This window comes from Collinsella sp. HCP28S3_B9 (genome assembly GCF_052066095.1).
GTDB lineage: Bacteria > Actinomycetota > Coriobacteriia > Coriobacteriales > Coriobacteriaceae > Collinsella.
This window is the reverse complement of the sequence record NZ_JBQHST010000021.1, coordinates 1-17,712: the sequence shown is the minus strand read 5'-3', so window position 1 is coordinate 17,712 and position 17,712 is coordinate 1. Positions and strand designations below refer to the sequence as shown.

The following is a 17,712-nucleotide window of genomic DNA, read 5'->3' as shown; positions in this document are numbered from 1 at the left end:
CGCGGGGCTTTTTGTATGAATGCACCAAATCGTTTGCGGAAGGGATCCCATGAACAGTGCAAGCGCCAAGCGTATCGACATCATCTCGGACACCCACGGTTATCTGTCGCCCGCGCTTTTAGATGAGTTGAGCGGCGCGGACCTGATTATCCATGCCGGCGATCTTACGTCGGAGATGGACTACGAACATCTGCGAACCATTGCCCCTGTGCGAGCGGTTCTGGGCAATAACGACTACTACCGTGATTACGGCCCCGAAGTGGACCGTCTGGCGCTCTTTAGCTACGAGGGCCTTAAGTTTGCCGTAGCCCACTACCGCGAGGACCTCCCGGTGGGATCCGTAGACGTAGCCATCAACGGTCACACTCACGTAACCAAAGAGGCCCAGGTGGGCCGCTGCTTGGTCCTCAACCCAGGCAGCGCCAGCTACCCCAGGGGTACCCGGGGCCCCACCATGGCCAGAATGCTCGTCAAGGACGGCAAGATTCTCAGCACCAAATTTATTGACCTAGAGTAAACGCAACAAAAACGGGGGATGCAGATTGCATCTCCCGTTTATCTTTGAGCCAAAGGCCGAAGTTCAACAACAACCATCAGGCAACCCGCCCAGGAGAACGGGGGTCCCGAGCCGCGAAGCGGCGAGCAACAAAGTCTTCGAACAAAGTGACGGCAGGGAGGGTCTCCGGGGCCGGCTGGCGCGGGTTACGTTTGTCGCGAGTTCCGCACGCAAAGGAAAGCACTTAATGTGCTTTCCGTCTTGCGCAGGACTGTAGAGCAGCAAACTTAACCCGCGCCAGCCGGCCCCGGAGACCCTCCCGGAGGGACCCAAAAAATATTTTCAAAAAAGTTGTTGCGCGGCGAACAGACTTCTGTGTATACTAATCCCCGCAGCGCACGCGAGCGGAAACAAACGCGAACGACTGCCTGGGGAGTTAGCTCAGTTTGGTTAGAGCGCCGGCCTGTCACGTCGGAGGTCGCGGGTTCGAGCCCCGTACTTCCCGCCAACGCAATTAAAGCCACGTCTTCGGACGTGGCTTTTTGCGTTAAATAGGACAACCGCTCGGCCGTCCCTTTCATTCAGCTCCTTGTTTCCGAGATGCGGAAAAGAATTAAGTATATCGGTTTAAACAAGGGGGGTTTGTTGCGCAACACTCGTTCAATGAAACAGGGGGTTAGGTTATACTAAATTCCACTGCAGGCCTAATCTGATGCAATTTGCTTTGGATCCGACCTTCAGCGGACATCTAATTCACTATTTGGTTGTCCCGGCGGTTATTTAGCGTCTCGACGTAAGCTCGGCCCCGAAGCCCGTTCGAGCTGTTCGTATTCCTTGAAAGGGGAAACATGGACATATCGAGGAAGACTGATTATGCCCTCCGCATGCTTGCGATGCTTGCCGAGGAGCCGGAGCGGTTGCTTTCTGTTCGCACTGCTGCCGAAGAGGTCAATGTTCCGTATTCGTTTGCCCGTTCGATCCAACACGGTTTGGTTCAGGCCGGTATTGTGGAGAGCCTGCGTGGCGTCCACGGCGGTATGCGTCTTAAGGTCAACCCGAGCGAGGTCACTATCCGTCAGGTCGTCGAGGCCGTTCAAGGCCCTATGGTTATGAATGATTGCACGGCACTCGATGGCGACTGTGCGCGCAGGGGCACGTGCTGCTATCATCCCCTGTGGGCTGGGGCTCAGGCGCTGATGCGTGACTACCTCGATTCCGTTTCGCTGGACGATGTCGTCGCTCGCCGCCAGTTCCCCGCCGTCGATCCCAAGTTCGCCGACCGCGACGCCTTTCCCGAGTATGCCGTTTGCGCGTGTGCTTGCCGGGAGGAGTAGCGCCGCATAAGGAGCATAGCTATGATTCAGGACCCCTTTCGTTCGATGATTCGTTCGGAAGGGGTTCTGCGTTATCGCGACCTTCCGTGGCGCCGCACACGCGACCCGTACATCATCTGGCTTTCCGAGGTCATGCTGCAGCAGACGCAGGTTCCACGCGTAGAGATGCGCATGCCGGCATGGCTCGACCGCTTTCCGACCGTGCATTCTCTCGCCCAGGCCGCTCCTTCTGATGTTTTGGACGCTTGGCAGGGCATGGGCTACAACCGCCGTGCTTTGGCGCTCCATAAGGCCGCGCAGCGACTCGTGGAGGACTGGGATGGGGAGTTTCCGCGTGATACATGCGACCTGGTCGCGCTGCCCGGTATTGGGCCCGCAACGGCGCAGGGCATTCGGTCGTTTGCGTTTGATCTTCCGGGAGTGTACCTGGAGACCAATGTGCGCACGGTCTTTCTGCATCACTTTTTTCCTGACGTTCCGTCTGTTCCCGATCGCGAGCTAGTGCCGTTGATCCAGGCGGCCTGCCCGGCGGCGCCCGGTGCGGCGGCGGATGAGGTCGCTCCCTTTGCCGTGCCGCTCGACGATGCCGATACGCCGCGCGCGTGGTATTACGCGCTGCTGGATTACGGCGCGTATCTTAAAAAGACGCTGCCCAATCCGTCTAGGCGCTCGGCGGGCTACAGCCGCCAGTCCAAGTTTGAGGGCTCGCGTCGGCAAAAGCGTGCCCATATCGTGCGCATGCTGCTTGCAGCTCGCGACGGACAGCCGGCGGGCATAACGCTTGTTGAAGCTGTTGCAGGCGTTAACAAGATGGAGGCCGCAGCGGGTCGCGAACCGGTTGGTTGCGATTTTATTGCGGGCATTCTTGCCGACCTGGAGCGCGAAGGCTTTTGTCGTGCCGAAGGCGAGCGCTGGCTGAGTGTGTGATGAAATGAATTTGCAGAACAGGATAGTAAGGTTTAGATTCTCGGCATGAGGGTATCCTAAAGGCAATGCCGCTCAAAGTCTGTGGGCGGCGCGTATTGAAGGGAAGTACACCTATGGATTTTGAGAATTCTCAAACCAAGAAGAACCTCGAGACCGCTTTTGCCGGTGAGTCCCAGGCGCACACCAAGTATCGTTACTATGCATCCAAGGCCAAAAAGGACGGCTACGTTCAGATTTCGAATATCTTTGCCGAGACGGCGGGCAACGAGTCCGAGCATGCCAAGCTGTGGTTTAAGTACCTGCACGACGGTGCTGTTCCGGATACGCTGGACAACCTGCGCGATGCCGCCGCGGGCGAGAACTACGAGTGGACCACGATGTATGACGAGTTCGCCAAGACCGCCGAAGAGGAGGGTTTTGCCGAGATTGCCGCGAAGTTCCGTGGCGTTGGCGCTGTCGAGAAGGCTCACGAGGAGCGCTATAACAAGCTCGTCGAGCGCATTGAATCGGGCGAGGTGTTTGAGCGCGAGGGCGTAAAGGTGTGGAAGTGCCTGAACTGCGGGCACCTGCATGTTGGTGCCAAGGCGCCCGAGGTGTGCCCGGTTTGCAACCATCCCAAGGCGTACTTTGAGGAGCAGGTGGTGAACTACTAGCGCGTGGCGCTGGCTGCGCTCCGGCTTCGGGCCGTCGCGTGCTCGCTACAGAAAAGCTGATAAGAAGTTTGCGTGGGGGCCCGGATGGGGGGGGCCCCGTTTTTTTTGGGGTCCCTGTTTACACAATTTCCGTCAAGCTTTTGGTTAGGTTTTGGTCGGATGGTGCAAGGGCAAAAGGGCAAAAGATTGATGGCGAAAAAAGCTCAAAGAAAGTGCTGGTAGGGGAGTTGTTGAACTTTTCGACAGTTTTCTGACAAAAGAATCTTTGCGGCTATTGCCGCGGATTTCGTTGCCGCGGCCGCGATGGTGCGGGATGCTGGGCGCAAGCATCGAATGCTCCTATTGAGGAGGCCAACATGGATCTGTTTCTTGAGACCCCGCAGCAACAAGCCGAGCGCATGCTGCGCCAACAGCAGCGGCTTATGGAGATGCAAATGCAAGGGGCGGCCGTCCAGCCTCCTGCGCAAAACGCCGCGCCCGCGGTATCGTCTGCGGGTGAGGTGGACCCAGGAGCCTATTCCGTACAGCAAGATTCATATGCGCAGGAGCTTGCGTTCGACAAGCGTCGTGCGCGTCGCCGTCGCTGGGCCCAGCGCCTGCGTACGCTGGCGATGATCGTGCTGATCCCGTTGGGACTCGCGGCAATCTTCTTGGCCTCATATGCCCTCACGTGCATTCTCAACGGCGCCTCGCCCAGCGAAGTGCTCCAACATTTAACAGCTCTCGGCCAGCGCCTGGGCGATGTCGTAACAACCATCCGCGCCGGCTGGGAGAGTTAGCGTTTGTCACATTAGGACTTCTAGGGTGCAGGGATTATCGCCACGAGTAGAATTCTTGCATCCTTTGGGTCCTGTCGTGCGACTAAATAGTATTATTGATGATAATTAATAATAGGATTTGCTATACATAAGCAGGATTTAGAGCAGACTCTTTTGGATATTGACGAAGAGGCGGAGCTGGAAATAGGTCCAAGAGACGATAGACCGAGCGTTGTATTGGTGGGAGGGAGCGCCTTCATGCTTAACGATGTGACGAATCGGTCGGTTACACATGACATTGATGTGTTTGAGGCAGACAGGTGCCTCCGCGAGATCATAGCTCGATATCCCGAGGTGAATGGTATGGTGGCGGCATATTGTAATCAGATGCCATTCAATTACGAAGATCGTTTGATTCCCTTGGATATTGGGGCGCGTTTTATCAGGTACTTTACGCCATCCTTGGAAGACCTAGCGGTAATGAAGCTCTATGCCTACCGTCCGAACGACATCGTCGATCTTCATAGCCAGGCATTCGTCGACCGACTTGATTGGGGACTGCTCGAACGGCTTATATTCGACGAGGGCGAGGCGCTGGCGTCGTCGCCTTCGGAGCGGAGTTATCAAGAGATGGTCTGCGCATACAGGCAATACAAAAAGGAGGTGCTCGGTTGAATCTGACCTTTGAGGGATTCTTAAAAGGCTATTGCCGAGAGCTATCCGGACAGCAGTCGCTCAGTTTTAGAAAACTGGTTAAGCAGGCGACGACGGTTGCGCCGCGCGTGGCGGAGCCCCTGTTTTTGCTCGCTTTGGCGCAGGGTAAAGCCGAATACGTTCTGGGCTTATCCGAGGGTTCGTGGATGGAAGAGGGTTACCGAGGCGTTTTGTCCTTGTACGCCCAAACGGGTAGCCTGGCATCTCTATGCGCCGAGGACAAACTCCCTAATCGTTATGCCAACGTTTGGCGTGCGTATAGAGCGGTGAAGGAAAAGCCAGTGGCGGACAGAAGGATCAACGCTCTGATGCGAAAAAGAACGTTGGGAGCGCTAGGGGAATCGGGCGTAACGCGCTACGGTCTCTGCCGCGATTTGAATCTGAATAAGGGAAACGTGTACGCATACTTAGCCGGCGATGACTCAAAGGTGAGCAGGGAGACGGCGCGCCGCATTATGGAATATGCGGAGGAGAGGGGCGCCCAAGAAGGGGCCGGGCGCCCGGTGCGTGTGGCGGGGTAAGATTGATCGCGGTTTTGATTGATGATCGATTGGGTTTGTTGGGCGGAGTCTATGTCTGCTGTTGATATTGTGCTGGTCGTGATCGCCTTGGTAACGGTAGGAGTGGCTGTGGCTTGCGCCCTGCAGCTCAAGGGCCTTCGCGCCGAGCTGCGAGAGCGCGGCGATGGCGGTGCGGAGGCGATGGCGGCACTCGAGCAGGCCAACAACGCGCTCGATGCCCTGAACGTCGCGCTGGCAGAAACCCGCCGCACGGCCAATGCCATCGCGCAGCAGCAGACGACAGATGCGGCCGTGGAGCAGCAACGTTACCTGAACATCGCACGCGAGTTTTCGCAAGCTGGTGACCGGATGGATGACCTGCGCCGCGAGACGGCCCAACAACTCGGTGCCAACCGCGAGGGCATCGAGCACCGCCTGGACAAGGTGCGCGAGACGGTCGATGCCCAGCTGGGTGCTATCCGCAAAGATAACAACGTGCAACTCGATCAGATGCGCGCGACGGTGGACGAGAAGCTCTCCCGCACGCTCAACGATCGCCTGTCGGCATCGTTTAAGCAGGTGAGCGACCAGCTCGAGGCCGTGTACAAGGGCCTGGGCGACATGCAGTCCATCGCCACCGGCGTGGGCGACCTTAAGCGCGTGCTGGGCAACGTAAAGGCGCGTGGCATTTTGGGCGAGGTGCAGCTGGGTGCAATCCTGGCGGACATCCTTACACCCGACCAGTATCTGGAAAACGTCGCCACCAAGCCCGGTGCCTCGGAGCGCGTTGAGTTTGCCGTCAAGCTGCCGGTAGACGAGGACGATCCCGTGCTGCTGCCGATCGACTCCAAATTCCCGGGCGATGCGTACGAGCATCTGCTCGACGCCCAGGAGTCGGGTGACGCTGAGGCCGTCGCCGCTGCGCGTAAGACGCTCGATGCCATGGTCAAGCGCGAGGCCAAGGACATCTGCGAAAAGTACCTGAGTGTGCCGGCAACGACCAACTTTGGCATTATGTTCGTGCCGTTTGAGGGGCTGTACGCCGAGGTTGTCAGTCGTCCGGGACTTATCGAGACCCTGGGCCGCGACTATCACGTCAACGTTGCCGGTCCCAGCACCATGGCGGCTATCCTTAACAGTCTACAGATGAGCTACCAGACGTTTAGGCTGCAAAAACGCACCGATGACGTGCTGCGCGTGCTTTCTGCCGTCAAGGCCGAGCTGCCGCGCTATCAGGCGGCGCTGCGCCGCGCCCAGCAGCAAATCGAGACCGCGGGAAAGACGGTCGAGGGCATCATCACCACGCGCACCAACGTCATGGAGCGCAAACTCAAGGACATCGACGCGCTGGAAGACGCCGACCAAGCTGATGAGATCTTGGGACTCACGCCCGCGGGCCTTCTCACAGACCAAGAAGACGAGGAATAATTACAACAAGACGGTGGGGCACCGGCGCAAACGCGGGCGCCCCGCTGCTTTTCGCATCGTGCTTGCCTGAAGTGCGCTTTAGTATGCAACAATGACGTTTAGCCCCGCCATATGTGAAAGGAAGCCCATGTCACAGAGAAGCACCAGTCCGCTCAAACGCTCAACCGTGCGCCGCACGCTACAGCGTTTCTGGGACGTTACGCGCACGCAGCCGCTGATCGTCTTTCTCTCGGTGCTCTCGTCGGCGGGCTACATCTTTTTGCTCACGTTTGCCAACACCTACGTGATGGCCCTTATCGTCGACCGCGTCCAGGCCGGCCCCGTGGCGGGCGACCGGGTGTTTGAGGTCTTTGGCCCCTACATTCTGGCGCTCGTGCTCGTTAACCTGGTAGGCCAGATCCTCTCCAAGCTGCAGGACTACACCGTCTACAAGCTCGAGATTGCGGGTAACTATCACTTGGCGCGCCTGTGCTTCGACACGCTCTCCAATCAATCCATGACATTTCACACCAGCCGTTTTGGCGGATCGCTTGTGAGCCAGACAAGCCGTTTTATGAGCGGCTACACGGGGCTGGTGGACGTGACGGTGTATTCGCTCATTCCCACTGTCACCTCGGTTGTCTGCACGGTGGCGGCGCTCGCTCCGGTGGTGCCGACGTTTACCGTGATCCTGGTGGGCATTATGGTCGTCTACATTGCGTTTGTCTGGCTCATGTATAAGCGCATCATGCCGCTTTCGGCCGCGACGTCCGCCGCGCAGAACAAACTGTCGGGCGTGCTGTCCGACGCGGTTACGAACATCCTGGCCGTCAAGACCTGCGGGCGCGAAGACTTTGAGCGCGACCTGTTCGATGCTGCCGACCGCGCCGCGCGCGACGCCGAAACGGTTTCGATGCACGCCATGATGCAGCGCAACTTTACGACCTCGGGCCTTATCGTCATCACCATGGCTGTGGTGAGCGTGTTCGTCGCGGGCGGCAACGCGTGGTTTGGCATCTCGGCCGGCTCGCTTGTCATGATCTTTACCTATACGTACAACCTCACCATGCGCCTGAACTACGTAAGCTCCATGATGCAGCGCATCAACCGCGCGCTGGGCGATGCGGCCGAGATGACGCGCGTGCTGGACGAGCCGCGTCTGGTGGCAGACGACGAGAACGCTCCCGAGCTCAAGGTGGGCGAGGGCGCGATTGATTTTGAGCACCTGAGCTTTGCATACCGTGACGCCGCGGCGGGCGAGAGCGTGTTCGACGACCTGACGCTCCATGTGGCGGCGGGCCAGCGCGTGGGCCTGGTGGGCAAATCGGGCTCGGGCAAGACGACGCTCACCAAGCTGCTGCTGCGCCTGGACGACGTACAGGGCGGTCGCGTACTCGTGGACGGTCAGGATGTCTCGCGCTGCACGCAGCAGAGCCTGCGCCGCCAGGTTGCCTACGTGCCGCAGGAGGCACTGCTGTTTCACCGCTCAATTCGCGAGAACATCGCCTACGGCCGCCCCGATGCCACCGACGAACAGATCCGCGAGGCGGCCCGCTTGGCCAATGCCCTGGAGTTTATCGACCGCCTGCCCCGGGGCTTTGACACCATGGTGGGCGAGCGCGGCGTTAAGCTTTCGGGCGGCCAACGCCAGCGCGTGGCCATCGCCCGTGCCATCCTCACCGACGCGCCGATTCTGGTGCTCGACGAGGCGACCTCTGCCCTGGACAGTGAGTCCGAGGCGCTGGTGCAGGAGGCGCTTGAGAACCTGATGCGCGGCCGCACCTCTATTGTGGTGGCACATCGCCTGTCCACCGTGGCGGCGCTCGACCGCATCGTGGTGCTGGCGGACGGCGAGATTGTCGAGGACGGTACGCATGCGCAGCTTGTCGAGGCAGGCGGCGAGTATGCGAGCTTGTGGGGCCGCCAGACCGGCGCATTTTTGGAGGCGTAAAGACCCCATACGTGGGACAATCGTGCCCATAGGTAAGTTATGCCGCTGATCCGAGGAGTCGTTATGCCACGCGAGACCAATGCCGCCAAACGCGAGCGCGCCGTTGAGGTGTGCGAGCGCCTTAACCGTCGCTATGGCCCGGTTGAGTGTTTTTTGGACCACGAGAATCCCTATAGGCTGCTCATAGCGGTGTTGCTCTCGGCGCAGACGACCGACGCGCAGGTCAACAAGGTGACGCCGAAGCTGTTTGCCCAGTGGCCCACGCCCGAGGCCATGGCGGGGGCGAGCGTTGCCGATGTGGCAGATACCATTAAGTCGCTCGGCTTCTATAAGAGCAAAGCCAAGCACGCCGTGGAGGCCGCACAGATGATTGTCGCCGATTACGGCGGCGAGGTGCCGGCCGACATGAAGGAGCTTGTCAAGCTGCCGGGCGTTGGGCGCAAGACGGCGAACATCGTGCTCAACGTTGGGTTTGGCATTGTCGAGGGCATCGCGGTCGATACGCACGTCAACCGCATCGCGCACCGTCTGATGCTGAGCCCCAAGACGCATGCCAAGGAGCCGCTCAAGACCGAGCAGGATCTGCTCAAGATCTTGCCGCACGAGTATTGGGAGTCGGTCAACCACCAGTGGATCACCTTTGGCCGCGAGATCTGCGACGCCCGTAAGCCCAAGTGCGACGAGTGCCCGCTGGCGGATTTGTGCCCCAGCGTGCGCGTGACGGGGTAGGGACTACCGCGTTTTGCCGGCGTCCGAAGGCTGTGGCCAATGTTGCGCAACACATTTGGGCCGCGAAGGCTCAATATGATGGCGACAGATGCCGTTTGTTGTGAGGGGATGCTCGAATATGTTTTGCACCAAGTGTGGTTCCGAGATGCCCGATGGAACTGAATATTGCACGAACTGCGGGGCGCGCATCGGCGCTGCCTCCCCGGCTGCCGCGCCCGCCGAGCCCGCACCGATGCCGGCGGCAGGGATGCCTCCCGTGCAGAAGAAGTCGCATAAGCGCGCGGTGATTGTCGGCATGTGCGTGGCGGGCGTGCTCGTTGCCGGCGGTGCCGCCCTGGCGCTGACCGGCGTACTGGGTCCGCTTGGGCAGGGCAACTCGTCGCAGATTACGGTGCTGGGGTCCGACGAGGGTTCGGCCGAGCATGAGGACCAGGGAAGCGCCAAGAAGAAGCCTGCCGCCGACGAGGACGAGGCGGAAGGGCCCGAGCAGACGGGCAGCAGCGTAAAGGTCGACCTCAATGACCAGGCAACCTATGCCGCCGCAAACCTGTTTCTGTCGAACTTTACGGAGGGGCACTTCGATCGGGACTGGTATCAGACGGGTACTTTCGATTCGACTGATGGGCTTTCGGATGACGAGAAATATAAGCTGGTCAAGTTTATCTGGTGCCATTTTATTGACAACGCGCCGTATCGAATCGAGAAAGGCGACTATGACAACGGTAATCGCCAGCGTATGGCGACTGATGTGGTCAATAGGGAACTCAGCCGCTTGACGGGCCTGACGCTTTCCGATGCCGATATGACGTATGACAGAACGCCGGAGGGGCAGGCGATTCCTGATTCGGCCGAAGCACATGACGGGTACCTGTATTTGAAGCAGGAATACGGCCAGGGAAATTACAACCCAGCGTGTGCCATCGTTACGGGCGCGACTGACCTTGGCGATAACATCTACGAGCTCACCTATGAGGTCTACAGTGCTGGCGGTTCGTTACTTCCTTCCGACATCCCCGAGAGCACCTACGGCCTGCCAAAGGATCAGTTCATCGCTGCAATTCAAGCGGACGCATCTAGGGGCCGTACCGAGACTTGTACGGTCCGCGTCGCGCAGGGTGACGGCGCTCCGACCTTCACACTGCTTAAAATGGGCGTCTACGATTAGGCTCGGCGTATGGCTCACTCTGATAACGCCAAGCGGCTCGTCCGTCTGGCGTTTTTTGCGGGGCTGGGCGTACGCTTGAGCTGGAGTCCTCTCCATGCGCTACCATGACAAACAATGATCTTTGACGCACGACCCGCCGAGCTTGCCCCGGCGGGCTTTTGGCGTTGCGATGCCGGAGGAACAGCATGCTCATTCACCGTATAGCCGCGCAGCTCTACACTGCCGAGGCCTTGCAGACCGTCGAGGCCGGGCTCGACGCCGGCGAGGATGTGACGCTGGCCGTGTCGCAGTCGGGCCGCACGCTTATGGCGGCTGCTCAGTTTGCGCGCCGCCCGCGCCCTACGGTCTACATTGTGAGCGGCGAGGACGCGGCCGATCGCGCCGCGCGCAGCCTGGCCGCCTACGTGGGCCTGGCGCACGTGTGCCGCTTTCCCGAGCGCAAGGACTATCCGTGGCGCGAGCAGGCGCCCGACGATGCCGTGGTGGCGCAGCGCTGCGAGGCTCTGGGGCGCATCGTGCGCGGGGACAACTGCATCATGGTTGCCTCGGCCCGTGCATTGCTGCGTTGCGTGCCGCCAGTCGAGAGCCGCTACTGGGAGTCCACGACCTTTGCGGTGGGCGAGGAGATTCCTTTTGACGAAGTGCCGCAGCGCCTGGTGGGCATGGGCTACACCAATGCCGGCGCCGCCGACGCACCCGGCCTGTTCCGCGTGCACGGCGACACCGTCGAGGTATTCCCCGCACAAGAGAAAGGGCCCGTGCGCATTGAGTTCTTTGGCGACGAAATTGATCGCATTCGCCGTATGGTGAGCTCTACGGGCCAAACCATCGGCAACGAGGACAGCATCGAGATCTTCCCGTGCCGCGAGCTGGCGCTTACCGACGAAGCCGTTCACAACATGCACGTGGCGCTCTATCGCGCAAGCCAGAGCGACAGCAAGCTGGCGGCACTGCTCGAGATGGTTGATGCGCGTATCGTCACACCCGAGCTCGACCGCTTTTTGCCGGTGATGTACGGCCAGACCGTGAGCCCGTTGGCGCACGTGAGCGGCAAGGCGCTTGTGGTTCTGTCCGAGCCGCGCTCGCTGTTCGACGACTGCCTGCGTGCCTACGAGGATATCGAGGCGCGCGCCGGCGAGGCGGGGATTGACCGCTTGGACGGCCTGTACGTGCGCGCCCAGCAGCTCGACTTTGGTGCTCAGCAGCGCCTGAACTACGTGAGCCTGATCCGCGCCGGCGGTGCGGTTACGGCAGAGCTCAAGATTGAGCAGCCGGCTATCGCAGGCTCGGACAACCGCTTTATGACGCGCGTTCAGGAAGTCGTGGGCAAGCGCTATGCCTGCGTGTTTGCCATTCCCGACCGCGGAGCGCGCGAGTCGATGGAGCTCACCTTTGGCGACGAGGGCATTACCTTTGAGGAGTCGCTGACGACCGCCCCCGAAAACGCCGGCGTTATTGGCGAGCGCGTACGCGTGGCAGCGGCAGATTCTGCCGACCGTGCTGTCCGCCAGGAGGCCCATGCCTCGATCCGCGAGCGCCGCGTCGACGCACTCAACGCCCGCTCGCTCGAGGCGGGCGCCGCCCAGGCTGCCGCCGGTGCTGCCGTACCCACCATCTCGCGCGGACGCGTGACCTTTGTGGATGCTGCCCTGCCGCAGGGCGTGGTGGTGCCCGATGCCAACCTAGCCGTGTTCTCGATCGCCGATCTCAATGCCCGCATGGACGCCAACCGCGTGCGCAGCCGTCGCAAGGTGGACATTACGCAGATTACGTTTCCGTTTAAGCCGGGCGACTACGTGGTGCACGCTACCCACGGCATCGCGCTCTTTAGCGAGATCGCGCGCCAGGAAGTGGGCGGCAAGGAGCGCGACTACTTTTTGCTGGAATATGCCGACGGCGACAAGCTCTACGTGCCGCTCGAGCAGGTCGACCGCATCACGCGCTATGTTGGTCCCGACGGCGACAAGCCGCGCCTGACTAGGCTCAACACCGCCGACTGGACGCGTGCCACCAACAAGGCGCGCAAGAACGCCAAAAAGCTGGCGTTTGACCTGGTCGATCTGTATACGCGCCGTTCTTCGATTACCGGTATCGCCTGCCCGCCCGACACGCCCGAGCAGATCGAGATGGAGGAGAGCTTTCCTTACGACGAGACGCGCGACCAGCTGGAGGCCATCGCCGATATTAAGGCCGACATGGAGGCGCCCAAGCCCATGGACCGCCTGCTCTGCGGCGACGTGGGCTTTGGCAAGACCGAGGTCGCCCTGCGCGCGGCGTTTAAGTGCGTGGACTCCGGCCGTCAGGTCATGGTGCTCTGCCCCACGACCATTCTGGCCCAACAGCACTACGAGACCTTCTTTGAGCGCTTTGCCCCGTTTGGCCTCGAGGTCGAGGTGCTCAGCCGCTTTCGCACGCCGGCGCAGCAGAAGCGCGCGCTCAAGGCGTTTGCCGAGGGCACGATCGACGTGCTCATCGGCACGCACCGCCTGCTTTCGGCCGATGTGAACCCCAAGAACCTGGGTTTGGTGATCATCGACGAGGAGCAGCGCTTTGGCGTGCAGCACAAGGAGCAGCTCAAAAACCTGCGCGAGCAGATTGACGTGCTCACGCTTTCGGCAACGCCTATTCCGCGAACCATGCAGATGGCCACGAGCGGCGTGCGCGACATGAGCCTGATCACCACGCCACCGACCGGGCGCCGCCCCGTGATCGTGCACGTGGGGGAGTACGACCCCGACGTGGTGAGCGCGGCGATTCGCCTGGAGGTGGGCCGCGGCGGCCAGGTGTACTACGTGTCCAACCGCGTCAAGACCATCGACGACGCCGTGGCGCGCGTGCACGAGGCCGCGCCCGAGGCGCGCGTGGGCGTGGCGCACGGCAAGATGAGCCCGCGCGAGGTCGAGGACGTGATGATCGAGTTCGCGACCAAAAAGATCGACGTGCTCATCGCCACGACCATCGTGGAGAGCGGCATCGACAACGCGACCGCCAACACGCTGATCATCGAGGATTCGCAGCGCTTGGGTCTGGCGCAGCTCTACCAGCTCAAGGGCCGCGTGGGCCGTTCTGCCACGCAAGCCTACGCGTACTTTATGTTCCCGGGCGAGCTGCCGCTCACCGAGGAGGCTACGGCACGCCTGACCGCACTCTCCGAGTTCCAGGACCTGGGCAGCGGCATGCGTATCGCCATGCGCGACCTGGAGATTCGCGGCGCCGGCTCGCTCATGGGCGCCGAGCAGCACGGCAATCTGTCGAGCGTGGGCTTTGACCTGTTTACGCAGATGCTGGGTCAGGCCGTGGCCGAGGCGCGTGGCGACGACGATGCCGGTGTGGAGGCGGCGAGCGTGGGCATCAACCTGCCGGCCGACTACTTCTTGTCCGAGGAGTACCTGCCGGCGGTGGATCAGCGCGTGCTCGTATACCGTAAGCTTGCGGCGGCCGGGGACCTGGAGAGCATCGACGAGGTGCAGGAAGAGACCGAGGCCGCGCATGGCGAGCTGCCGTTGGCGGGACTCAACCTGTTCAATCGCGCGCGAATCCGCATTCGCGGCGAGCGCCTGGGGCTCGAGAGCGTTACGCTCAGCGGCGGTCGCATCACGTTTTTGGGCGTCGACGTTCCCAAGAAGGTGGCCTATGAGCTTAAGACCCGCTATGGAGCGGTGAACTTCCCCAAGAGCCGCAAACTGTCGGTGCCCTACAAGGCGGGCGCCGGCGCGGGCAGCGGCCTGGGTCGCGGTCTCGACGCCAACGACGGCACCGGCCCCGTGGCCGCGGCACTCATGCTGCTGCAGCAGCTGGGCACGTCCGACGATGACTAACGGGTCGACGCCGTAAACGCCCCATTTGGGCAATCTGGTTCCATCGAAAGGAAAGCATGTTCGGGTACATCTATAAGAAAGATGCCGCTGCTATCGCGGTTATCCTTGCCCTCTGCCTGGGCGTGGGCAGTTTCTTCGATTATCAGATCTCGAGCGCGCTGTTCAACATCGGCAGCGTGTACGGCCGCTTTATCGAGGCGGCCGGCGAGCTGCCGTTTGAGCTGACGGCGAGCGTCGCGGGCGTTATGCTCGTGCGTGCGGTGCGTCCCGACTCCAGGGGGAGCAAATGGCTCGCCGTGCTCGGCATCCTCGTCAATGTTGGCCTGACCGGCTACGAGATCGTTTCGTCCCTGAGGGTTGGCGGCAAACTCATCGCGGCTCAGTTGGTGCTGACGTTTGTGCTGGCCATCGTCGCCAACCTTATCGTCTATCGCCTCACGCGCACGACCGAGCCCGACGAGCTCACACGCTGGGCGCTCATGGTGCTTGCCGTGTGGGTCGCTCAGGCCATCATCCTTAACGTGATCGTCAAGCCGCTGTGGTCGCGCCCGCGCATGCGCGTGGTCGAGGTGACGCCGGGGCTCGAGTTTCAGCCGTGGTGGGTGATCGGCAACCCCGACAAGCGGGCCTATATTGCCGCCGGTGTAGTCAAGGACGGCTTTAAGTCGTTTGCGAGCGGACACGCGGCGCACGCGGCGATCGGCCTTATGCTCGCCGGGCTTCCCGCAGCGGCCTTTAAGGAAAAGCCGTCGCGCCGTCGTGTGGTCTTTTGGACGGCGGCTGTGGTTGTCGCGTTCGTCGCGTTTGGCCGCATCGTGATCGGAGCGCACTTTTTGAGTGATGTGAGCTGCGGTTTTGCTCTGGTGCTGGCACTTGAGTGCCTTGCCGCGCGCATTGCCTATCCCAGCGGCGTACAATAGCTCCGTTTGAATCATCTGGCCGATACCCGGTAAGAGAGGATTGCCATGCTCGCGTTTAACAACGATTATTCCCACGGCGCACACCCGGCGGTGCTGCAGGCGCTCGTCGACACCAATATGGAGCCGCAGCCCGGATACGGTACCGATGCGCATACCGAGCGTGCCAAGCAGCTTATCCGCGAGGCCTGTCAGGCCCCCGATGCCGACGTGTTTTTTCTGGTGGGCGGCACGCAGGCCAACGCGACGGTGATCGACATGCTGCTCGCGCCGTACGAGGGCGTCGTTGCTGCCGAGACTGGCCACGTCGCCTGCCACGAGGCGGGCGCCATCGAGTTTGGCGGCCACAAGGTGCTCACCATCCCCGGCTACGAGGGCAAGATGCACGCCGAGGACCTTGAGAACTATATCCAGGTGTTCTACGAAAACGAGAGCTACGAGCACACGGTGTTCCCGGGTGCCGTGTACGTGAGCCTATCGACCGAGTACGGCACGCTGTACTCCAAGGCCGAGCTCGCGGCGATTCACGCAGTGTGCCAGAAGCGCGAGATTCCGCTGTTTGTGGACGGTGCTCGCCTGGCCTATGCGCTGGCGGCCGATGAATGCGACATCACCCTGCCCGAGCTGGCGCAGCTGTGCGATGTGTTCTACATCGGCGGTACCAAGTGCGGCGCGCTCTGCGGCGAGGCTGTGGTGTTCTGCGGTGTGCACGCCCCGGCGCATCCCATTCCGCGTATCAAGCAGCATGGCGCGCTGCTTGCCAAAGGCCGCCTGACGGGCGTGCAGTTCGAGGCTCTTTTTACCGACGGCCTGTATTTTGAGATTGGTCGCCAGGCGATCGAGACCGCTCAGGCGCTTCGTCGCGTGCTGCACGAGCGCGGCTACCAGTTCTTTTTGGAGACGCCGACCAACCAGCAGTTTGTGATTCTGCCCAACGAGGACATGGGCCGCATTCGCGAGCATGCCTCGATTGAGTACTGGGAAAAGTACGACGAGACCCACACGGTGGTGCGCTTTTGTACCAGCTGGGCCACGACGCAGGAGGACATCGACGCGTTGGCGGCTGTCCTGTAGCCTGATGTGGTGACAAGGGGCTGCCCTGCGCCTGAGCTTGGCGCAGGGCAGCCTTTGTTTTGAGGGGGAAGGGTTGTATGACCGAAATGTCCGAGCCGACGATTCGCCTGGCGACGCCCGACGATGCGCCGGCGTTGCTTGCCATCTATGAGCCGTATGTGCGCCATACGGCGATTACCTGCGAATACGAGGTGCCGAGCGTTGAGGAGTTCGCCGGGCGTATCGAGCGTACGCTCAAGCGCTACCCGTATTTGGTGATGGAGCTGGACGGGCGTCCGGTAGGCTATGCCTATGTGAGCCCGCTCAACAGCCGCGAGGCATACGACTGGTCGGTCGAGACGTCGATCTACCTGGCGCGCGATGTGCGCCACGGCGGGCTGGGCCGCAAGCTGCACGATGCGCTCAAGCAATGCCTGATCGCGATGGGCATCACCAACATGTGCGCGCTCATCGCCGTGCCGCACGACAAGGACGACGAGTACCTGACGCACAACAGCCAGGATTTCCATGCCCATATGGGATATCGCCTGGTGGGCACCTTCGATCGCTGCGCCCAAAAGTTCGGTCGCTGGTACGACATGTGTTGGATGGAGTTGGTCCTAGCCGAGCGCACGCCCAACCAACCCAAACCAACCTGGTTCCCCGACCTCCCCAAACCTACCATTTAGGGACAGGTTTATTTTGGCAGGTTAGCCGATGGGTTCGATGTATTTGGCGCGGTCGGTGCGTTGGATGCGCTTGGAGACATGGAGCGGTCGGCCGTCGGTGTCGTAGACGTAGTCGGTGATCAGGATCAGCGCCTGTCCGCGCTCAACGTTGAGCAAAAACGCCTCGTTTTGCGAGGCATAGCACACCTCAAAGGTCTTATGCCCCTGTGCCGGTGCGCGATGGAACTCCTGTCGCAGCGTGGCGTAGAGCGAGCCGTTGATATCGCGATCGATGAGCGTCTCGAAGCTTGGCGGCAGGTAGGTGGTCTCCAGGCACAGCGGCGCGTCGTCCAGGTAGCGCAGGCGGACAAGTTTGACGAGCTTGCTGCCCACGGCGGCGTCAAAGAACTTAGCTATGCTGCCGGCCGCCTTGGCAAAGCCCGAGTCCACGGTGCGCGTGGTGGGCTTCATGCCCTGGCCTTCGACCTGCTTGGTATAGCTCGAAAACACCAGGTTGTTCTCGTGGAGGGGGGGGGGGGGGGGGCCCCAAACGCCCCCCCCCCCCCCGGCCCCCGCCCCCCCCCCCACAAAACCCACACAAAAAGTCGGGGGGGCTCGGGCG

Annotated in this window: 17 protein-coding genes and 1 tRNA gene; 16 read left to right on the top strand and 2 right to left on the bottom strand. The window is 61.2% G+C overall.

What is annotated here, in order from left to right; all coding sequences use genetic code 11:
* Positions 1-49 precede the first annotated feature (49 nt).
* From ACTNBB_RS06280 to rbr, 5 genes are all read left to right on the top strand, one after another.
* Positions 50-517 (top strand): YfcE family phosphodiesterase, encoded by a 468-nt coding sequence (locus ACTNBB_RS06280; RefSeq protein WP_427719507.1) that lies wholly within the window; start codon positions 50-52, stop codon positions 515-517.
* A gap of 409 nt (positions 518-926) precedes the next feature.
* A tRNA-Asp gene (locus ACTNBB_RS06275) sits at positions 927-1,004 on the top strand.
* Between the two features lie 340 nt (positions 1,005-1,344).
* Entirely contained in the window at positions 1,345-1,830 is a 486-nt protein-coding gene (locus tag ACTNBB_RS06270; RefSeq protein WP_154518481.1) for an RrF2 family transcriptional regulator, read from the top strand.
* 21 nt (positions 1,831-1,851) lie between these two features.
* On the top strand, positions 1,852-2,757 hold the full coding sequence (locus ACTNBB_RS06265) for an adenine glycosylase (RefSeq protein ID WP_441057236.1): 906 nt from the start codon (positions 1,852-1,854) through the stop codon (positions 2,755-2,757).
* A 113-nt stretch (positions 2,758-2,870) separates the two neighbouring features.
* The gene (rbr, locus tag ACTNBB_RS06260; RefSeq protein ID WP_154518486.1) at positions 2,871-3,410 is read left to right on the top strand and encodes a rubrerythrin; all 540 of its coding nucleotides are present in this window, start codon (positions 2,871-2,873) and stop codon (positions 3,408-3,410) included.
* 144 nt (positions 3,411-3,554) lie between these two features.
* Here rbr and ACTNBB_RS06255 read toward each other — a convergent pair whose 3' ends face one another.
* Positions 3,555-3,740 (bottom strand): hypothetical protein, encoded by a 186-nt coding sequence (locus tag ACTNBB_RS06255; protein WP_441057238.1) that lies wholly within the window; start codon positions 3,738-3,740, stop codon positions 3,555-3,557.
* A 26-nt stretch (positions 3,741-3,766) separates the two neighbouring features.
* Between ACTNBB_RS06255 and ACTNBB_RS06250 the strand changes: the two genes are divergently transcribed.
* The 11 genes from ACTNBB_RS06250 to ACTNBB_RS06200 all read left to right on the top strand — a co-directional run bounded on the left by ACTNBB_RS06250 (position 3,767) and on the right by ACTNBB_RS06200 (position 17,111).
* The gene (locus ACTNBB_RS06250; RefSeq protein ID WP_154518493.1) at positions 3,767-4,189 is read left to right on the top strand and encodes a hypothetical protein; all 423 of its coding nucleotides are present in this window, start codon (positions 3,767-3,769) and stop codon (positions 4,187-4,189) included.
* A gap of 153 nt (positions 4,190-4,342) precedes the next feature.
* On the top strand, positions 4,343-4,843 hold the full coding sequence (locus ACTNBB_RS06245) for a DUF6036 family nucleotidyltransferase (RefSeq protein WP_441057240.1): 501 nt from the start codon (positions 4,343-4,345) through the stop codon (positions 4,841-4,843).
* The gene (locus ACTNBB_RS06240; protein WP_427719501.1) at positions 4,840-5,403 is read left to right on the top strand and encodes a hypothetical protein; all 564 of its coding nucleotides are present in this window, start codon (positions 4,840-4,842) and stop codon (positions 5,401-5,403) included. The genes ACTNBB_RS06245 and ACTNBB_RS06240 overlap by 4 nt, the downstream gene beginning before the upstream one ends.
* A 51-nt stretch (positions 5,404-5,454) precedes the next feature.
* Entirely contained in the window at positions 5,455-6,810 is a 1,356-nt protein-coding gene (locus ACTNBB_RS06235) for a DNA recombination protein RmuC (protein WP_441057242.1), read from the top strand.
* A 127-nt stretch (positions 6,811-6,937) separates the two neighbouring features.
* Entirely contained in the window at positions 6,938-8,740 is a 1,803-nt protein-coding gene (locus ACTNBB_RS06230) for an ABC transporter ATP-binding protein (protein ID WP_427793967.1), read from the top strand.
* Positions 8,741-8,803: 63 nt separating this feature from the next.
* Complete coding sequence (gene nth, locus ACTNBB_RS06225; RefSeq protein WP_441057244.1) at positions 8,804-9,469, top strand: endonuclease III; 666 nt, start codon at positions 8,804-8,806, stop codon at positions 9,467-9,469.
* Positions 9,470-9,587: 118 nt separating this feature from the next.
* Entirely contained in the window at positions 9,588-10,634 is a 1,047-nt protein-coding gene (locus tag ACTNBB_RS06220; RefSeq protein WP_441057246.1) for a zinc-ribbon domain-containing protein, read from the top strand.
* 185 nt (positions 10,635-10,819) lie between these two features.
* Positions 10,820-14,452, top strand: coding sequence for a transcription-repair coupling factor (gene mfd / locus ACTNBB_RS06215; RefSeq protein WP_441057248.1), 3,633 nt, complete (start codon positions 10,820-10,822; stop codon positions 14,450-14,452).
* A 56-nt stretch (positions 14,453-14,508) separates the two neighbouring features.
* A complete protein-coding gene (locus ACTNBB_RS06210) occupies positions 14,509-15,372 on the top strand; it encodes a phosphatase PAP2 family protein (protein ID WP_441042291.1) in 864 nt (287 codons plus the stop codon).
* Between the two features lie 45 nt (positions 15,373-15,417).
* Complete coding sequence (locus tag ACTNBB_RS06205; protein ID WP_441057250.1) at positions 15,418-16,443, top strand: threonine aldolase family protein; 1,026 nt, start codon at positions 15,418-15,420, stop codon at positions 16,441-16,443.
* A 77-nt stretch (positions 16,444-16,520) separates the two neighbouring features.
* Positions 16,521-17,111: an N-acetyltransferase family protein gene (locus tag ACTNBB_RS06200; protein WP_441015576.1), complete on the top strand. Its 591-nt coding sequence runs from the start codon at positions 16,521-16,523 to the stop codon at positions 17,109-17,111.
* Between the two features lie 21 nt (positions 17,112-17,132).
* Here the strand turns inward: ACTNBB_RS06200 and ACTNBB_RS06195 are convergent, their stop codons facing one another.
* The gene (locus tag ACTNBB_RS06195) at positions 17,133-17,600 is read right to left on the bottom strand and encodes a GntR family transcriptional regulator (RefSeq protein WP_441071048.1); all 468 of its coding nucleotides are present in this window, start codon (positions 17,598-17,600) and stop codon (positions 17,133-17,135) included.
* Positions 17,601-17,712: the final 112 nt, after the last annotated feature.